13 protein-coding genes and 2 pseudogenes are annotated in these 15,769 nt (G+C 61.5%); all 15 read right to left on the bottom strand.

Translation table 11 applies throughout. The annotated features are described in order from the left end of the window. Nucleotides 1–131: 131 nt before the first annotated feature. Complete coding sequence (locus KZ498_RS18365) at nt 132–1,655, bottom strand: hypothetical protein (protein WP_312620692.1); 1,524 nt, start codon at nt 1,653–1,655, stop codon at nt 132–134. A 167-nt stretch (nt 1,656–1,822) separates the two neighbouring features. Continuing rightward, nucleotides 1,823–2,119 (bottom strand): hypothetical protein, encoded by a 297-nt coding sequence (locus KZ498_RS18360; protein ID WP_312620690.1) that lies wholly within the window; start codon nt 2,117–2,119, stop codon nt 1,823–1,825. Between the two features lie 107 nt (nt 2,120–2,226). Beyond that, the gene (locus KZ498_RS18355; RefSeq protein ID WP_312620689.1) at nt 2,227–2,694 is read right to left on the bottom strand and encodes a hypothetical protein; all 468 of its coding nucleotides are present in this window, start codon (nt 2,692–2,694) and stop codon (nt 2,227–2,229) included. 97 nt (nt 2,695–2,791) lie between these two features. Continuing rightward, nucleotides 2,792–4,018, bottom strand: a complete 1,227-nt coding sequence (locus KZ498_RS18350) for a hypothetical protein (protein ID WP_312620687.1) — start codon at nt 4,016–4,018, stop codon at nt 2,792–2,794. Nucleotides 4,019–4,288: 270 nt separating this feature from the next. Beyond that, complete coding sequence (locus KZ498_RS18345; protein ID WP_254841493.1) at nt 4,289–4,927, bottom strand: hypothetical protein; 639 nt, start codon at nt 4,925–4,927, stop codon at nt 4,289–4,291. A gap of 102 nt (nt 4,928–5,029) precedes the next feature. Further along, nucleotides 5,030–6,061 (bottom strand): TFIIB-type zinc ribbon-containing protein, encoded by a 1,032-nt coding sequence (locus KZ498_RS18340; RefSeq protein ID WP_312620685.1) that lies wholly within the window; start codon nt 6,059–6,061, stop codon nt 5,030–5,032. Between the two features lie 141 nt (nt 6,062–6,202). Then, nucleotides 6,203–7,693, bottom strand: a complete 1,491-nt coding sequence (locus KZ498_RS18335; RefSeq protein WP_312620683.1) for a hypothetical protein — start codon at nt 7,691–7,693, stop codon at nt 6,203–6,205. Between the two features lie 139 nt (nt 7,694–7,832). Then, the gene (locus KZ498_RS18330) at nt 7,833–10,451 is read right to left on the bottom strand and encodes a DEAD/DEAH box helicase (protein ID WP_312620682.1); all 2,619 of its coding nucleotides are present in this window, start codon (nt 10,449–10,451) and stop codon (nt 7,833–7,835) included. A 104-nt stretch (nt 10,452–10,555) separates the two neighbouring features. Next, nucleotides 10,556–10,888, bottom strand: coding sequence for a hypothetical protein (locus KZ498_RS18325; RefSeq protein WP_312620681.1), 333 nt, complete (start codon nt 10,886–10,888; stop codon nt 10,556–10,558). A gap of 79 nt (nt 10,889–10,967) precedes the next feature. Continuing rightward, the gene (locus KZ498_RS18320; protein WP_255152957.1) at nt 10,968–11,159 is read right to left on the bottom strand and encodes a hypothetical protein; all 192 of its coding nucleotides are present in this window, start codon (nt 11,157–11,159) and stop codon (nt 10,968–10,970) included. 14 nt (nt 11,160–11,173) lie between these two features. Further along, entirely contained in the window at nt 11,174–11,905 is a 732-nt protein-coding gene (locus KZ498_RS18315; RefSeq protein WP_312620781.1) for a DNA polymerase sliding clamp, read from the bottom strand. 403 nt (nt 11,906–12,308) lie between these two features. Beyond that, nucleotides 12,309–12,683, bottom strand: coding sequence for a hypothetical protein (locus KZ498_RS18310; protein WP_312620680.1), 375 nt, complete (start codon nt 12,681–12,683; stop codon nt 12,309–12,311). Between the two features lie 332 nt (nt 12,684–13,015). Further along, nucleotides 13,016–13,615, bottom strand: a pseudogene (locus KZ498_RS24725) (RPA family protein); the annotation flags it as partial. Between the two features lie 54 nt (nt 13,616–13,669). Beyond that, nucleotides 13,670–14,581, bottom strand: a pseudogene (locus KZ498_RS18305) (replication factor A); the annotation flags it as partial. 247 nt (nt 14,582–14,828) lie between these two features. Next, nucleotides 14,829–15,470: a hypothetical protein gene (locus KZ498_RS18300; protein ID WP_312620678.1), complete on the bottom strand. Its 642-nt coding sequence runs from the start codon at nt 15,468–15,470 to the stop codon at nt 14,829–14,831. Nucleotides 15,471–15,769 lie beyond the last annotated feature (299 nt).

Below are 15,769 nucleotides of genomic sequence, written 5' to 3'. Positions count from 1 at the left end.
CCGAAAGAGTGGTCTCGCAGCACCCTTTGTACACCATATCGGTCACGCCAATCTTAGCTCATCCAAGGTATGCTACGTAAGAAAACCATGAGAACTTGGGCTAATCTCGATTGGGAAGAGAGTATCTCGGGCTACTGATTGAGGGATTCCTGGATGGTGTTCTGGACTCGCTGGGCGTCAGTATCTGAGAGGTCGCGCTCAGAGGCGGCTTCGACACCGGGAATAGCGAATGCCTCACCGAGAGCATCACTGAGCGTCTGCTGGTCGGGCGCGATGCTCGGTTCGTCGTCATCGGCCTGCAGGTCGTGCTCGCGGGCGGCAAGCTGGATGGATTTGCCGGGTGAAAAGAGAATGTCGCGGGCAACCTCATTGTAAGCCTGGAAGGTGTCTGAGGCTCGGGAGCCCTCGAATTCACCGAGGGCGACGAGTAGCGACAACTGGAGGTTCCAGAGTGTGGGACAGAAGTCGGGCATCGCGATGCGCGTAGCTCGAGTACTCGCGCTCTCGGCGTACGTGCTGGGGATACCGAGATAGACGTAGAAGTCGTCGACATCGAAGGGGAGTACCTCGAAATCGATCGCAACCGAGCGGGCGCGAACGAGGACATCGTCCACGGTGGTCGTTCGCGCGTCGAGATCGTCGTAGATGTTTCCCCACCACTCCATAATGGGGACGCGGTCGTGAGCGCGTTCGTGAGCAGCGTTCGTGACATCGCCGACGTGTCGCCGTGAGTACCGCTGGCCGACACCGTACATAACCGTCCCCGATCCCGGAAAGAAGAGGAGGGGCTTCGCCCACATCGTCTGGGAGCCACGGAAGTCGTAGCCGGTCTGGATACCACCGTAGACCGTCACAGTCGCCGTCTCGTCATCTCTATCGTCCTCGTCACTACCGTCGCTCATCGTGGGGTCGACGTCGGCGAGCGCATCGTGTTCGCGAATAGTGGCCTTCGTTGAGCCATCCGACTGGCTCATATCGAGTTCACGGCTGAAGTCTGGGAGGATGACCGTGAGCTTCGCGACGCCGCCCCAGTCCCGCATATCCGCCCATCCGAACGCCTCGTCGGCGCCGTTCTTTTGGAGCGCTCCCATTAGCGGAAGGTAGGCCTCTTCAGGGTTGACGATCGAGTACCTGGAGGTCGAGATCTGCCAGCGGAACTTGACAGAGTAGCCGAGTGCCGCGAGAGCGAGACGACGGCGGTCGATGATATCCTGGTGATCGGTGACGTCGAGGAGACGGTCACTTGGTGCGTTCGCGGCGAGCTCTTCGACGGACTGGCCAGTTGCGGCTTCGAGAAGATCGGCGTTGAGGCCGTCGACGTCACGAATCTCCTCAGGGTCGATCGTCTCGTCCGCTGGATCGACAAACTCGTTGACAGCGCGGAGTTCGCCGCTGCTGGCCTGCGGAAGCGCCTTGATGACGGCTTTGAGTGAGCGGGCTTCACTCGCGTCCGCGTTGAGGAAGCGGCGGCCAGAGGGCTCGATACCGTCCGGATAGTCGATGGTTGTTGCGTCCGCGGGAGTGAGCCCGAGGAAGGGAAGCGTCTGTTCCTTCGCAATAAGTGATCGGACATCGATACTCTCGTCGACCGCGAAATCACGGTCACTTCGTGGCGCATCGCGGTGCTCTGAACTGGGCTGATTTTCAGCTGACATCGTGAATGACCTCTAAGATTGAGTTCGACGTGGGAGGATTGTCGTCCGCCTAGTGTGCGCTGATGGGCGTTTTCACCGCCCTCTACCACTCGATGGGAGGAAGAAATCCGCCTACGCCGTGCGGTGCTGTGCGGGGGGCGGTGGGGGTTCGGTCGGTCGTGGAGCGCCTACGTCCGTTCGGGGTGGTGCTCGACGACCTCGTCGCGCTCCAGGGACCGACAAAGCACGGTGCCGTCCTCGAGGACGGCCGCATTCGGATTGCTGACATCCATAATTCGGTTCTCGAGTGACTTCCGGTTCGCGAGGTTCGTCTTCCGGACGCTCCCCTTCGAAGCGTCCCAGCCTCGGAAGTGCGGGTGGTCGGCTGCCAGCTCGCGAACCGCGGCTTCGCTCTCGCCTTCGATGAAGCACGCAAGCCGCGTCGCGCCTGCGCCGACGTCGGGGAATCGGACTCTGTAGTACATATTTGAATACGCCTCACCTCCCGTAGGTGGAAAGAAAGCCGGGGTGAGAGGTCCGGTCTCGATCAGCAGGCGGCTCGATGTTTTCGTAGTCAGGACGGTAAGCCGAGTCACCCGATGCTTCGATGTTCGCCACAACCCGTGCAGCGTTGGTCGATCGAACCGGATGGCGTCGTCGAGGAGGAGAGTTCGCCTCCGCAATAGGGACACTCGGCGTCTTCGTCGAGCGTGACGGGGAGGTCGTCACGACTGATATTGTCGGCGATGGCCTGCCGGTAGAGTGCGAAGGCTTCGGCGAGGTTCCCTGCTGCCCACTCGTTCGTGGGGAGGGCGAGACCTTCGCCGAGAGCGCCGTTCCAGAGGTAGACGCGACCATCAAAACCGTAGAGATCGATGATGAAGACGCGCCACTGGGCGGTCTCCGCGAGCAAGGTGATGTAGTCCTCGTGGAGGGCGTCGACGTGGGTGTCCGGGTCGAGCTGGGAATGGTCTTCGGCGAACGCCGCGACCTCGTCTTCGTCAAGCGGGAGCGGGTGGTCGGTCAAGGCTGTGAAGGTACGTGGGCTGGTGTTGGCCATAGTGAGTCTCCTCGCGGGTCACCTGTAACGGCCGGAAAGAAACCCGATCGAGTGATGGGGAGTTCGCGTCGGGATCACTCACGGGGAGGACGCCGGGTTACGAGCGGACGTCACGGATTCGAGCGGCAAGTTCTCGACGAAGAGTGACGAGTTCGTCTCTGAGCTGGTTTCGCTCGATGGTTTTCACTCTGAGTTTGCGGTGGAGGTCCCGCAGCGACCGGCCAGCTGTCGGGGATGGGGGTGGCGTGGGTTGGTCGGACGCTTCCTTACGGTCGGAGCCGGCTTCGTACTCAGGTATGTCGGCACCACGAGCGCGGAGTTCCTCGACAGCCTCCCAGAAGTCCTTTCCAGAGGGATACTCGCCGGTAGTTGTGACGATGCCTTCTTCGAGGGCAACAATCTGGAGGGCATCGAGAACGATGAGGCCGTTCCGATAGATCCAGCCGTCGTCCATCTCGGCGAGGCGCGTCCCCGAGTCCGAGTTCGTCCAACAGGGGTTCCGTGATTTCGTGCCGTCACTACGAGTTTCCGTAATTGGCGAGTCGAGGCGGATTTCGGACGGTCGCGTAGTCTCGACCGCCCGGTAGACGTCTTCGATGTTGGTCGTGGACGCTGGCGGTGACCGTTGAGATGGAGGCGACGAGGGGGCCTCAGGCAACGCGTCCGTGGGCGGCTCTGAGACCTCAAATGAGGTATCCGCCTGTGGCTGTGGGGTCGTGAACGCGTCGACAACGTCGTCGATGAACGCTTGCGCCGGGTGCGTTTCGGTGGGCGTCCCGACGAGATGTTGGCCGGACATCGCGACGAAGCGGGCGGAGTCGTAGACTTCGATAGAGGCGTCCGGAAAGGTGTCGTGGGTGGGAAGATCGTCGGCAACAGTCGTGACGTCATCGGGGAGCTGACCGCGGCAGAGGATGTGTACGCCTGTTCCAGAGGGGGAGACGTCGGCGTACGAGTCTGCAGTCTGCAAGTGCTCGTGAACGACAGGATGGATTGCGCCAGTTCCCGGATCACGAGCATCGTCGTAATCGACGACAACGAGGTCTTCGTCGGGGTACTCGTCACGGTTGCGGATGACGCACGCAAGGGCGAAACCGGCGGAGAGCTTCTCGACCCAGTCTTGGGCGGACTCGAAGTCCGTCCAGACCGTGGGGTTCTGAGCATCGACATACCGCTTGGGCCAGTCCGGATAGGCATAGGGCGCTCGTGGGACCTTTCGGTCGTTGTCGGTTGGCTTCCAGGTCAACCACTGGTCGTGGTCACGACAGTCTGCTGGATAAGTGGCCGTCTCAAGCGCAGGGGTCGGGGGACTCGTGAATGGCATAGTGGGATATGAGGAAGGGAGGTGACGATGTTATCTGCGCGTCTATCCCGATCGCGCAGGAGAAACCAGTAAATGAATCGACGAGGATCTACAGGGGCAACGGTTCAGTGATTGCCGTCGGACAACCTAACGCGGTGGCCTAGAGGAGAAAATCATTGCGTCGGCAGTCGTGTGGATTAGCCTACGGCTGTATATTTTGAAATGATCCATCTTCTTGATTGTTTGAAATCGATGTGGTCGGCTTGAAATTAGATTCAGAAGCATCCATATTCAGGGAGAACTGTACTTATTTGACCAGTATGCGATGAGGGGAACGCCGAGGAGAGTAGGCAACAACCACGCTATAATTCCCAGTTCGGACGTGAGGTTGACAGCTGAAACGGCACTAACCGTAGCAATAAACGCACCAATCATCCGTTGGAGGTGGCTGACCATCCATTCCCCAGAATTCTCACCATAGAATGAATGAATATCCAGTGTTCCGAACGCAATGCCGATTCCACCGAAGACGATCATCACAACCCCGAAAGAATTCCCATCAAGAAACCAGTTGATGCCCCACAGACCAAGTCCCGCACACGCAAGAACGACGCTCCCAGCAGCTCCCCAGTCGACCATATGGGCAGTACTGGTCGGGCGTTTTCGAGAGAGTACACGGTATCCTGAGAACGCAAGGTATCCACTAAAGATCGCAACGAGGGTGAGGATGATACGGAACGCCACAGGGTCGATAGCTACTAGGACGAACACTGTGGCAACAACAACGCCCATCGATACGAGAAAGACCTTCCCGGCTTGACGATGTCTCATTCCTCCCTTTTTGGTCACGAGTGCGCCGAGGCCAGCGAACAGAGCGGCTATGCCTGCAGCAATGTGCAGCCACAGTGACCACACCTCAACTGTCGGCATAGCTGAAATTCAGAATATGACTTCATAAAGATTGGTGCGTAATTCGATATCCTCTGGTTGAATTTGTCGGTCGTCAAAATGTGGTCGGCCACGTTCGAGAAGTCAGGCTTCGACCATCGGGAAACACGTATCCTGGATGTCGTGGTAGCGGTTGCGAATCGTGACCACACTCACGTTCGCGGCCTCCGCAAGTTCGGATTGCGTACACGAGTCACTGGAAGGAGAATCTGAGTGGTGCGTGGCGACATAGAGGGCAGCGGCGGCGATCCCGACGGGATGCTTCCCGGAGTGGATGCCTGCCTCCATAACGTCCTTGAGGAGTTCCATCGTAAACCGCTTGGTCTCTTGACTGAGATCGAGTTCCGAACAGAGGCGGGAGAGATAGTCTCGTGGATCGGGCGGCGGGACTTCGAGCTCGAGTTCGCGGACGAGATATCGGTAGGTGCGCTTGATACGGATTTTATCGTCGATTCGACTGACCTGCGTGAGGGCTTCGAGATCCTGTGGGAGGCCAGCTTGCCGGATTGCGGCGTAGACGGCGGCAGTCGCGACGCCTTCGTAACTCCGACCGGGAAGGAGGTCCTGATCACTGGCCCGGCGGCAGATGACGGCGGCGATGTCGTGGTCATCGTCGGGGAGATCGAGAGCAGCGGCCATACGCTGGATTTCTGAAAGCATCGCCTTGAGGCCGCGTTCCTTCGAGTTCCCAGTCCGGGACCGTTGTTGCCACGTGCGAAGTCGGGTCAGCTGCGCTCGCCGTTGTGAGGAGATGGTGTTCCCGTGGGCATCCTTGTTGCGCCAGTCGATCTCGGTTCTGAGGCCAAAGTCGTGCTGGGTTGGCGTGAGTGGACTCCCTGTGTGGGACTTCTGTTCCCGTTCGTCCGCAGAGAAGGCCTGCCAGTCGGGGCCGCGGTCGATAGCATTCTCCGTGACGACGAGTCCACAGTCAGCACACCGGGTTTCTCCATGAACGTGGTCGACGTGAAGATCTCCGTCGCACTCGGGACACGTAACGGTCCTAGCAGCGACGGCGGCGTCAGTGGTCTCGGATGGTCCAGTCGTACGTTCCGAGTCGGGTATCTTGCGAGTCCGAACCCGGTTGCTATCGGGAGTGGATGAATCGTTCTCGGTCATAGTGAGGGACGGAGAGGGATCGGTGATGACTCCCGCCACCTCACGTCTGGGGAAGAAAAACAAGAACCGGGAGGTAAGACGGTGGATGCGGCTCTAAGATAGGGAGGACACCCCTGATACCGAGTGAAAATCACCAGGTGTTCAGCGGGAAGTTGAGGACGAGGAGTCCGAGCGAAGGAAGGACTTGAGACGGTCGAGACGCCCACCTGAGTCGTCGGCTGTGGAGAGCTCGAGATTGCCATCGTCGTCAGCGTGGGTGTCGGCGACATACTCAACGATCGCAACGAGCGTTTGGTCATCCAGGATGTCGACGAGCATGTCAGTATCGAGGGCACGGACTTGGACTTCGGCGTCGTTCTCGAGGGCGTCTTCGAGTTGGGAGTTACGGACGTGGATACGCCGAAGTTTCTTTGTTCGCTCATCAAGTTCGGCTTCGAGTTCGTCTATCCGCTCCTCTCGAGCTTCGAGTTCGGCTTCAAGACGGTCGATTTCTGCCTTGTAGAGTGATTCTGCGCCCTCGCCGCGTCGGGGAGAATCGCGGCCACGCGTCCGACCGCTACTGTGGGATGACCCCAGATCGGACGGTGATGAACTGCCCGTCGCCGGGGCGTCGGCATCGCGGTCAGGGGTGTAGTCAGGAGCAGGCGACCAGTCGCTTGCCGATGGGGCGGCCTCCGACTTGTCCTCCTCGTACTCGGGGATGTGCGCGCCGCGAGCACGAAGCTCGTCGACGGCCTCCCAGAAGTCCTCCCCAGAGGGATAATCTCGTTCGCCAGTAATGATGCCTTCCTCAAGGGCGACGACTTGGAGAGCGTCGAGGCCGATGAGACCATCGCGGTACACCCAGCCTTCATCGAGCTGGGCGAGGCGCGTGCCAGACGAAGAGTTCGCCCAGGATGGATCCAGTGACTGCGTACCGTCAGCACGCTCCTCAGTGACAGTCGAGCGGAGGCTGATGTCTCTCGGTCGGACGTGCTGGATGGCGTCGAAAACATCCTGAATGTCACTCGTGGTCTCGACGTCTTCGATGTCCTCGCGAGTAGTATCCGGTTCAAAGGCGACTTCATCGGGGGTCGCTGCGGAGACGGTCGCATAGTCCTCGACGAGCCCATCAAGGAAGGTCCGGCAGTCGCGCGTCTCGGTGGGTGTACCGGCGATGTGTCTGCCGGTCATCGTGATGAAACGCGCGGACTCGTAGACCTCGATTGACGCCTCGGGAAAGGCCTCATGTTCGGAGAGGTCGTCAGAGATGGTCTTGACGCGCTCGGGGAGCTGACCGCGGCAGAGGATGTGAACACCTGTTCCAGACGGAGAGACATCGGCGTAGGAATCGGCGTCAGCAAGATGATCATGGACGAGGGGATGGATTTCACCCGTTTCGGGATCGCGGGCGTCGTCGTAGTCGATGACGACGAGGTCGGTCTCGAAGTCGTTGCGGTCGGGAATAACGTACGCAAGTTGGTGATGAGGGAGTTTATCCGCCCACTCTGCTGCGGTCTCGAAGTCCGTCCAGATGGTTGGGTCCTGCGCGGAGACGTACCGATCTGGCTGGTTTGAGTTGTGGTAGGGTGCGCGGGGAATCTTGCGGCCGTCATCGGCTTCCTTCCAGGTCAGCCATCGTGAGACCTTCATACGGTCCTCGGGATAGACGCCTGACTCGGTTGGTGGGGCGGGGAGATCGCTCGCCATGAGTAGTCAACTCGCCAGAATATATGCAGTTCTCTGACTTTAGTCCATGGGAGGGTGTCGCGAAGGGGAGATGATGCAGTGGTCAGGCCGCGTGCGTATCGTCGAGGAGGAGATCCGCAAGGAGACGCGCGCCGACCTTGTCGAGCGTCTGGTTGCTCGAGGCGTCGTGAGGGTGGTGGATACAGGCCGGGCATCCCTCATCACATTCGCAGTCGGCAACGCGAGTCTGTGCGAATTCGAGGGCATCCTCGAGGTGCTGGAAGACGCTACGAGCGAGGCCGACACCACCAGGATGGTCGTCGTAGAGGACAATCGTAGGGTGGCCGGTTGTGTCGAGACGCGAGATTGCGAGCCCGCGCATATCGCTGCGGTCGCAGAGGACGGTTGCTGGAAGGACTCCCAGCAGTGCGTTCGTGAGGGCGTAGAGGCTCCCCTCGAAGGACGGCGATGGCGCGTCAGGGTCATCTGCGTTGGGATGCTCCTCGGTGAAGGCATCCCGAATGGTGGGCGGGATGCTGATGACGAGACCATCCGAGGAGAGTTCGGTTTCCGGAAGGTCGGTCTCGATGGGAACAGGTCCATTCGAACTCCCGGACTGGTGGGTGTAGTAGCTAACGACGGTTTCGCTGACGGTCAACTCGGTGAGCTGAACGGCGGGAGGTGCTGTGTCGGCGCTTGCGTCACCGCCGTCAGTCGCAACCTCAGGGTCGGCTGTGCCGGGAAGGCCGCGTGACTCGTCGGCGTCTTGGAGCGTGAGCGTGCGGTCTGTGACCGCGCTAGTCGTGTAGGTCGCGTTTGTAGGCTCAACCCACGCGATTGGCGAGGCAGAGCCGGATGCTCCCGGCGGGGTTTCCGGGTTGAGATCGACGTCGATGACGCGGTATCGCTGGCCTTGATGGAAGTAGATCGCGCCGGGGTGGGCATCACGAAGACCGGAGGCGAGTGGAAGTTCACCGAGGACGTCGAGCTCGTTACTCGCGGGGATATCCGGGGAGGACTGGTCGTCCGGTGTCACAACGATACGGAGCGAGCGCGAGTTGATCGACCGGAGGGAAACGTGCTGGCTCGGCGGCGGTCCCCCGTCGGGGACGTACGTCCACGTGATATCTGTCGATGTGAGCGAGCGGTCGAGGACGCCGGCGTCGGTGAGTGCTGAGACGTACTTCGGGAGGTCATCGCCAAACCAAGTATTGTCGTCGGTGGAGAGGGGGGCTTCGGCGGCGGCTGCCGGGAGATGTTCGGTAAGGACACGTGGGTTCTTGGGGTTGCATTCGACGGATTCGACGCTGCCGTCAAGGAGATCATCCGGATGGTCGAGTGCGTATTGGTCGAGCGGATCGGCGCCGCCGACGAGGCCGACAATGCTCGGGTCGGTCCCCCGGCCGGCACGGCCGGCTTGCTGGAAGAGTTCCATCCGTGTTCCCGGATAGCCGTCGACGAGGACAGCGTCGAGGTTCCCGATGTTGATCCCAACCTCGAGGGCATTCGTACTCCAGACGACGCGGATGTCGCCGGAGTGCAGCCCGGCTTCAAGTTCTTCTCGCCGCTCGTCCGAGAGTGCGGCCTGATACGCGGCCACGTCGTCGGCGAGGCTGGGATAACCGTCACGCTGGAGGCGGCGAGCGGTGACCTGAGCGTACTGTTCGGCCGCTTGTCGGCTTCGCGTGAAGACGATAGTCTGGAGACCACGTTCGACGAGCGCCGCTGCGAGACGTGCAGTTGTCCGGTGTGTCGATCGAGCTTGCCCCTGCTGGCCGCGGGGTGGTTGCCAGAAGAGCCAGTGCGTTGAGCCGCCAGCACTTGTGTCCTGGTCGACGACGTGAACGTCGGCTGGGTCGACGCCAGTCAGCTGGACAGTGTGCTGGCGAGGGTTGTCGATGGTGGCTGAGCAGGCGACGATCGTCGGGTCAGCGTCGAAGGTCTTCGCGAGCCGGCGGAGTCGTCGAAGGACGACGCCGACGTGACTACCAAAGACGCCACGGTACTGATGCTGTTCGTCGATGACGATCAGGTCCAAGTTGGAGAGGAACCAGCCCCAGAGTTTGTGGGCGAACGGGAGAATAGAGTAATTGATCATATCAGGCGTCATCGCGAGAACGTGCGGTTGCCGCTCGCGGACGCGGCGTTTCTGGTGTCGAGAGAGTCCGCCCGTGTAGCGGCCTGCGTCAAGATGGGGGTCGACGTTCTGGAGGAAGTCGTAGAGATCGTCGGCTTGGTTGTTGATGAGAGCGCGCGTCGGTGCGATATAGAGAGTGCGGCCGTCGTCGACGAGGGCGCGCTCGGCGGCGAGGATCGAATACGGGAGTGATTTCCCCGACCCGGTCGGGGTCGCAAGGGTGACGTGGTCACGAAGTCGAGCGTGCCGAATCGCTTCCGCCTGATGGTCGTAGACTTGATCGATGCCCTTCTCGCGGATCGCCTCGGAGAGCTCCGGGCGCAGGGGGACATCCGTAGTCTGCGCGGATTGCCCGGTCATCACGCGGTGGTTCACGAGGCTTCCACCGACGGTAGCCTCGTTCTCGGCGAGCCAGTCGACAGTATCGCGGATCGAGGGGCGTTCGCCGGCCGATTCATCGAAGGCGCGTGTCCCCGCTTCGAGCTCCACATACTGAGAGACAGCCGCGTCGGCGTTCGTCTTTGAGCGACTCTTCGAGCCGGCACGCGACACGTCCGACTCTGACGGTGGTGACTCCTTCGTCATAACTTCCTTCACCTCCAGTGGAGGGAGAGAAATATCGTGCAAGACCTCAGAGAGCCGTGGATGACGGTGCTTCGACGAGCGGAGTGAGGTGTTCCCGAGGCCGACTACGGAGTAGCCTCAACGAGCGCGCTCGTCTCGTCGTCCGCCGATGTCGAGCGACGTGCGCGGACAGCCGTCGAGGGAAGGAGTTCGAACGCAACATGGCGGAACTGCACGAGCCCACACGATTCGTTCGGACAAACGATGGCATCGGCGTCGGCGTCGATCGCGCTGCCGGGGACGGCGGGCGCGTGCTCAGGGAGGATGCTGTCCTCACCAGGATCGCGGTCGTTGTCGTAGAGGGCGAGATCGGTGTAGTAGTAGACCCCCTTGTGCTCGCAACGGGGGCAGCTGTACGCGAGGATCTGACCAGCGGGGGCAGCAGCAGAGGGTTTCACGGGCAATCAATCAAAAGTGCGTTGCCCGGACGTTTAACCTCAGGGGTGCAGTCGGGGCAGGGCGGTACGAGTGTGGGGATCAGGGATCGACTTCCCAGTACTGGATGGCGAGGCGGCCGTTGCCGAGATCGTCGACGTCGTAGGCGACGTCGTCGGGGATGTTGAGGTCGACGATGGCTTCACCCTCGACGAGCTGGGAATCATCGAGGCCAGTCTGTTCGGCGCTCGTTTCGAGTTCAGGATCGAGTGGTGGAGTCGAATCGGACGTCATGGATTCTGGAGACATCAGTCACTTTGAATCCGGGGAGCGAGCATCTGAGTGACAGTAGCGGCGCCGTCGGCGTACTCGTAGTTGAACTTCGCGGGGAAGTCCTCGCCGAGGAGAATTTCGACTTCGGCGTCCTTCGGGATCGCCTTGTTGAGATCCTTGAGGTAGTCCAGCGAGAAGAGCGAGTCGGCAGCGCCGATCTCGAGGTCGATGAGGTCGTCGCGACTGAGTTCGAGGTCGACATCGTCGGTATCGCCTTCGGCGTGGACGCGGAAGGCCTCGTCGTTGGGATCGACGATGAGTTCGACGTGGTCTGAGACCATATCGGCGGCCCGAACAGCACGGTCGATGTCGCGCCCTTCGAGGACGACGCGTGCTGGGAGGTCGAGGTCAGGGATATCGGGTTCTTGGCGGATCGTGTCGGGGTCGAGGAGTGCGAGCGTGTACTCGAGACCGCCGAACTCGATGAGGAGCTTGCGGGTCTCCGGATCGAGCGACATCTGGATGAGGTCGTCGTTGTCAGCCATACCGACGACATCGGCGAGCTTGGTGAGGTCGACGCCGAGGACGCCACCATCGGCCTGATAAGACTCGAAGGCGGTTTCGGTGATGTTCGTCTCGTCCATTGCGACGTTCGCGGGATCGACAGCGGCGAGGCGAAGGCCGAGATCGTTCAGGTGGACACGGGACTCGTCGACGATGACGCTAAGCGTGGTGATCGTCTGGTCGAGGCGGTCAGCCGCGATGATCGCCGAGAACGCCTGGGGTGGGCGGGAGTCGGACGGCGACTCCTCATCGCTGCCGTCACTATCGGTCTCTGCGTCATCTTCTTTCTCGACTTCCGTCCCGTCGTCGTCGGGGGCTTCGGCCTCCGTGTCAGGGGTGTCAACCTCAGTATCGGCCTCGACGTCGATGTCGGGCTCGTCAGCTGGGTCGGTGTCGGTACTATTGGGTGATTCGGGTGTGGATTCTGCCATAGGTGTGATGGATTGTGGTCGTTGGGGTCGTCGTGGTTGTCGGTAGACGCGAGTAGACTGTTCTTGAGGCTGGTGTGGGGTGTCTCACTCGGGCTTACATCTCCCGTAGAGTGCGAAAAACGGCCGTACTGGACGGACCCGTGAGTCCTTGGTGGAGGCATCGTAGTCTCTACGGTCAGTCCAAGTGGAGCGTCGTCCAGAGATCGAAAGCGGCGTCCTTGTAGAGGACAGTCTCGCAGTCCGCGCACTGATGCTCGACGGCGCCGAGCCGTTCACCTCCGCCGAGCCGCGTGACTTTGCCGCCACGATGCCGCGCAATTTCCGTCCCGATGAAGGAGGACACGATCAGTTTCGATCCACAGTGTGGGCACGGCTGCCCAGGCTTCCAGTCCGGACGGCGACTCGTATGCACGTGATGAGCAATGCCATTCGAGCTCGGCGAAGTGACGGCGTACGGTTTGTACTCCGCGAGGGGATCGTACTCCTCATCGGCGAGCACAGAGTTATCCGAGTGCTGGTTCGGAGACTGTCCGTCACGATTGTCGGTCATAGGAAATCCCTCACTCTCGGCAGGGGAGAACAAACTACTGCCTGTCCGATACGCGAGCGGACGGCTCTAGAGGATTAGAGGTACTCGACGGAGGTTGAGTAGTCCACGATCGATTCTTTTTCGTCGACAGATGCGAGGGACTGCGCTTCGTCGATGAGCCAGTTGTTCGCGGCGTCGACAGCCGCTTCTACATCGTGACCGAGCGCAGGGTGGGGTCGGGAGCGTATGCGGAAAAATCTTGCCGGGGAGAAACCCCCGAAGTGTGGATATGGAGTGCGTGAGACGAGCCGAACGACGGAGGGAGAGACACCGTCAGCTGGGAGTGCGCCGCCCTACTCGTCGTCCTCTCCTTCGTTGATATCGCCGGCCTCGAGGTCGTCGAGAGCGTTGCTGACCATCGCCTCGTAGGCATCGAGGTCAGGGTCGTAGAGGTCGACCGCCATCGCATCGTAGTTGCGCTCGTCGTCGTTCTCGGTGGGGTCGTCGGGGTCGAACGCCTCGAGCCGTGCCTTCGTCTGCTCGGCGGTTTCCGCGACCCACGCGTCCCGAGCCTCACCGTCGACGATGTTGATCGACTCGGGGCGGATGGAGACGTTGACGTCACCGTCGTCGGTCTCGTAGGTGCGCGCCTTGCCGACCACTGCGACGTACGCCGGGGCTTCCGCGTTCCGTAGGACGCTGGCGGCCTCGGGCTGGTACTGCCCAGCGTAGGCGAAGAACGTCCCGGTCGGGCCCACGATGCGGGCCTGCCAGTACTCGGAGTCGTTGCCGACGTCCGTCGTCTCGGTCAGCGTTCCGACCACGAAGACGCGATTGGCTTTCTCACCCGACGGCAGCAGCGAGTACACGGGCGCACGGTCTTCGTCGGATTCGGTGAAGGTGCTCGTTGCGTTGTTGAACTCCTCGGCGAAGACGCGCTTGGCGACCTCGCGATCACCGTTCGCTGCACTGCCGGGCGAGACAGCGTCTTCGGAGAGAGTGTTGCCCTCCTCGCAGTCGTTGACTACGAGGTAGTTGCCGATGACCGGCCCGGAGACCGTGTAGGAGTGTCCGAGGATCTCATCCTCGACGGCGTCGGCGACGACGCTCGTGTCGAGAGCGTCCATCGCCATCTGCTTGGCCTCCTCGATGGTGATGCCAGTGAGATTCTCAGTAGCTTCCTGGTTGAAAAGGACGTCGTAGGCCGTCTGGCCGTCGTCGATGACCGCCTTCACGCGGAGATCGAACTCGCCATCGACCTCGCCGTGTTCGGAGCAGCGCCCGTTCTGGAGAACGCGCGTGCAGTCCTCGGCGGGACATCGCTTGACGAGGCCGCTTCCGGGTTGGACTGCCACGACTGCGCCAGCGGCCTCGACATCGGTCGAGCCGACTTCGAGGTCGGCGGCGTCCTCGTCGTCGACGGGAACGATGTCGGACGCGGAGTTGACCTGGACGCTGAGTCGGCCCTGGTATTCGTCGGAGACGACGTTCTCGAATCGGTACACGCCATCTTCCTCGATGGTCGGTGCGTCGGCGGACCCCCACACGGTCACCTTGATGGTGCCGGTCTCGTCACCGATGAGGCCGACTTGAGCGATGGAGTCGACGTCGTTGTCCCAGAGCTGGACGACCTTCGCCGTGACCGAGAGCCACTCGTTCGGACCCTCGACGGTCGCGATCTCGCGCTCGTCGGCCGGACCGTTGGAACCGCTCTGACCGTCTAGGTCGTCGTACTCGAGTCCGTACGCGTCGAGGAAGTAGTTCCGCGTGGTGCGGACGGCCTCGTCCTTCGGGACGCGGTACTCGTCGACGAGCATCGAGAATCGCTCGGCGATCTCTGCTTCATCTACGTCGACTTCGTCCGGGAATTGGTCAGCGAGCTCTGCCGCTTCGTCGGGAATGGAATTAGCTACTGCCATCGTTGGTCACTCCGATTCGCATTCTGGAATCGGCTTGTGGGACGTCTCGAGTCAGGTCGACGCCCTGCGCGCCTTCCTGCTCACGCCCCTACACCCAATTCGGGGGAAATAAACCGCCGTTGCGACGGGAACGCAGGTGGTGGGTGTCGCCACGCACGCCGGGCTTCGGCTCGGCGTCTGCATAGTCGTGATTTCCCCTTCACCCCCCGCGGGGGGATAAACTGCGTACGGTGCGTTCGGTGGTCGGTCAGGGTCGATGCTCGGCCAGCCTCCGGCGAGCGGTGTGAATCGTCGAAGCGAAACGGGCGACGATTCGTGTCCACCAACTGCGTCTGTAGATAGGGGCGACGGTGCCGTCACCTGTCTCCCGCGCATCGGCGTCGAGGATATCTGGGTCATCGGGGTCAGGGTCGGCCGGGTCGGCTGTGGACGACCACTCGTGGTCGTCAAGGCTGGGGATCGCGGCCGCGACCTCAGCATCGGTTGCACCCGTTGGAACACCCGTTGCCGAGTCGGGGGCAGAGTCGGGATCGGCTGGGTCAGGGTCGGCCGGGTCGGCGGGATCGTACTTCCGGCGGACGACAGCAGAGGCGTCCTCAAGAGGAACACTCCAGTTGGCGAGGAACTCGAGATCCTCGATGACCACGTCACGGGTCGGCGGCGTCTCAGTCGTCCGAGCGAGATGGGTGACGAGGTACTCCGCCACTCCCTCGCGCGACGCAGTAAGGTACTGCCGAGTGGCAGTCTGTGCACGATCGATAGAGAGGCCGTAGTCCGCGACGAGTCGCCGCATATGCTGGTCGACGATGTCCTCGGACGCGACGTCAGCCGGAAGGTCGTTCATCAGCTCGTTGACCGCCCGTTCGATGCGAAGCGTCCGTTCGGTCATCAATCTTCACCTGCCTTCCCAGGCCACCAGTCGTCGTCCTCGATCGTCGGTGGCTCGTAAAGTCTCGGTTCGCGGGGTAACCGATGAAAGTCCGACAGCTGTGCTTGACGCGATCGCGATCGCTCACGGGGAGATGCTGAGCTGGACATCTGTGAAGTCACCTCACCCCCTGTGGGGAGGGACAAACTCACGTCGGTCGCCGCGGGTGGTTGCGTCCCCGAACGCCCCCACGGGCCACGCGATGCTGTCGAGGTTGTGGCTGCGCGCGCAGCGACGCTCGCGTCGCGAGCACGGAGCGG

It is taken from the genome of Haloarcula sp. 1CSR25-25 (genome assembly GCF_032027985.1).
Lineage (GTDB): Archaea > Halobacteriota > Halobacteria > Halobacteriales > Haloarculaceae > Haloarcula.
The sequence above is the reverse complement of the archived record's forward strand: the minus strand, read 5'-3'. Positions and strand labels throughout refer to the sequence as shown.

Excerpts from the sequence above, each read along its gene's own strand:
- KZ498_RS18365 (WP_312620692.1), bottom strand. The coding sequence starts at position 1,655 with ATGTCAGCTGAAAATCAGCCCAGTTCAGAGCACCGCGATGCGCCACGA.
- KZ498_RS18360 (WP_312620690.1), bottom strand. The coding sequence starts at position 2,119 with ATGTACTACAGAGTCCGATTCCCCGACGTCGGCGCAGGCGCGACGCGG.
- KZ498_RS18355 (WP_312620689.1), bottom strand. The coding sequence starts at position 2,694 with ATGGCCAACACCAGCCCACGTACCTTCACAGCCTTGACCGACCACCCG.
- KZ498_RS18350 (WP_312620687.1), bottom strand. The coding sequence starts at position 4,018 with ATGCCATTCACGAGTCCCCCGACCCCTGCGCTTGAGACGGCCACTTAT.
- KZ498_RS18345 (WP_254841493.1), bottom strand. The coding sequence starts at position 4,927 with ATGCCGACAGTTGAGGTGTGGTCACTGTGGCTGCACATTGCTGCAGGC.
- KZ498_RS18340 (WP_312620685.1), bottom strand. The coding sequence starts at position 6,061 with ATGACCGAGAACGATTCATCCACTCCCGATAGCAACCGGGTTCGGACT.
- KZ498_RS18335 (WP_312620683.1), bottom strand. The coding sequence starts at position 7,693 with ATGAAGGTCTCACGATGGCTGACCTGGAAGGAAGCCGATGACGGCCGC.
- KZ498_RS18330 (WP_312620682.1), bottom strand. The coding sequence starts at position 10,451 with ATGACGAAGGAGTCACCACCGTCAGAGTCGGACGTGTCGCGTGCCGGC.
- KZ498_RS18320 (WP_255152957.1), bottom strand. The coding sequence starts at position 11,159 with ATGACGTCCGATTCGACTCCACCACTCGATCCTGAACTCGAAACGAGC.
- KZ498_RS18310 (WP_312620680.1), bottom strand. The coding sequence starts at position 12,683 with ATGACCGACAATCGTGACGGACAGTCTCCGAACCAGCACTCGGATAAC.
- KZ498_RS18300 (WP_312620678.1), bottom strand. The coding sequence starts at position 15,470 with ATGACCGAACGGACGCTTCGCATCGAACGGGCGGTCAACGAGCTGATG.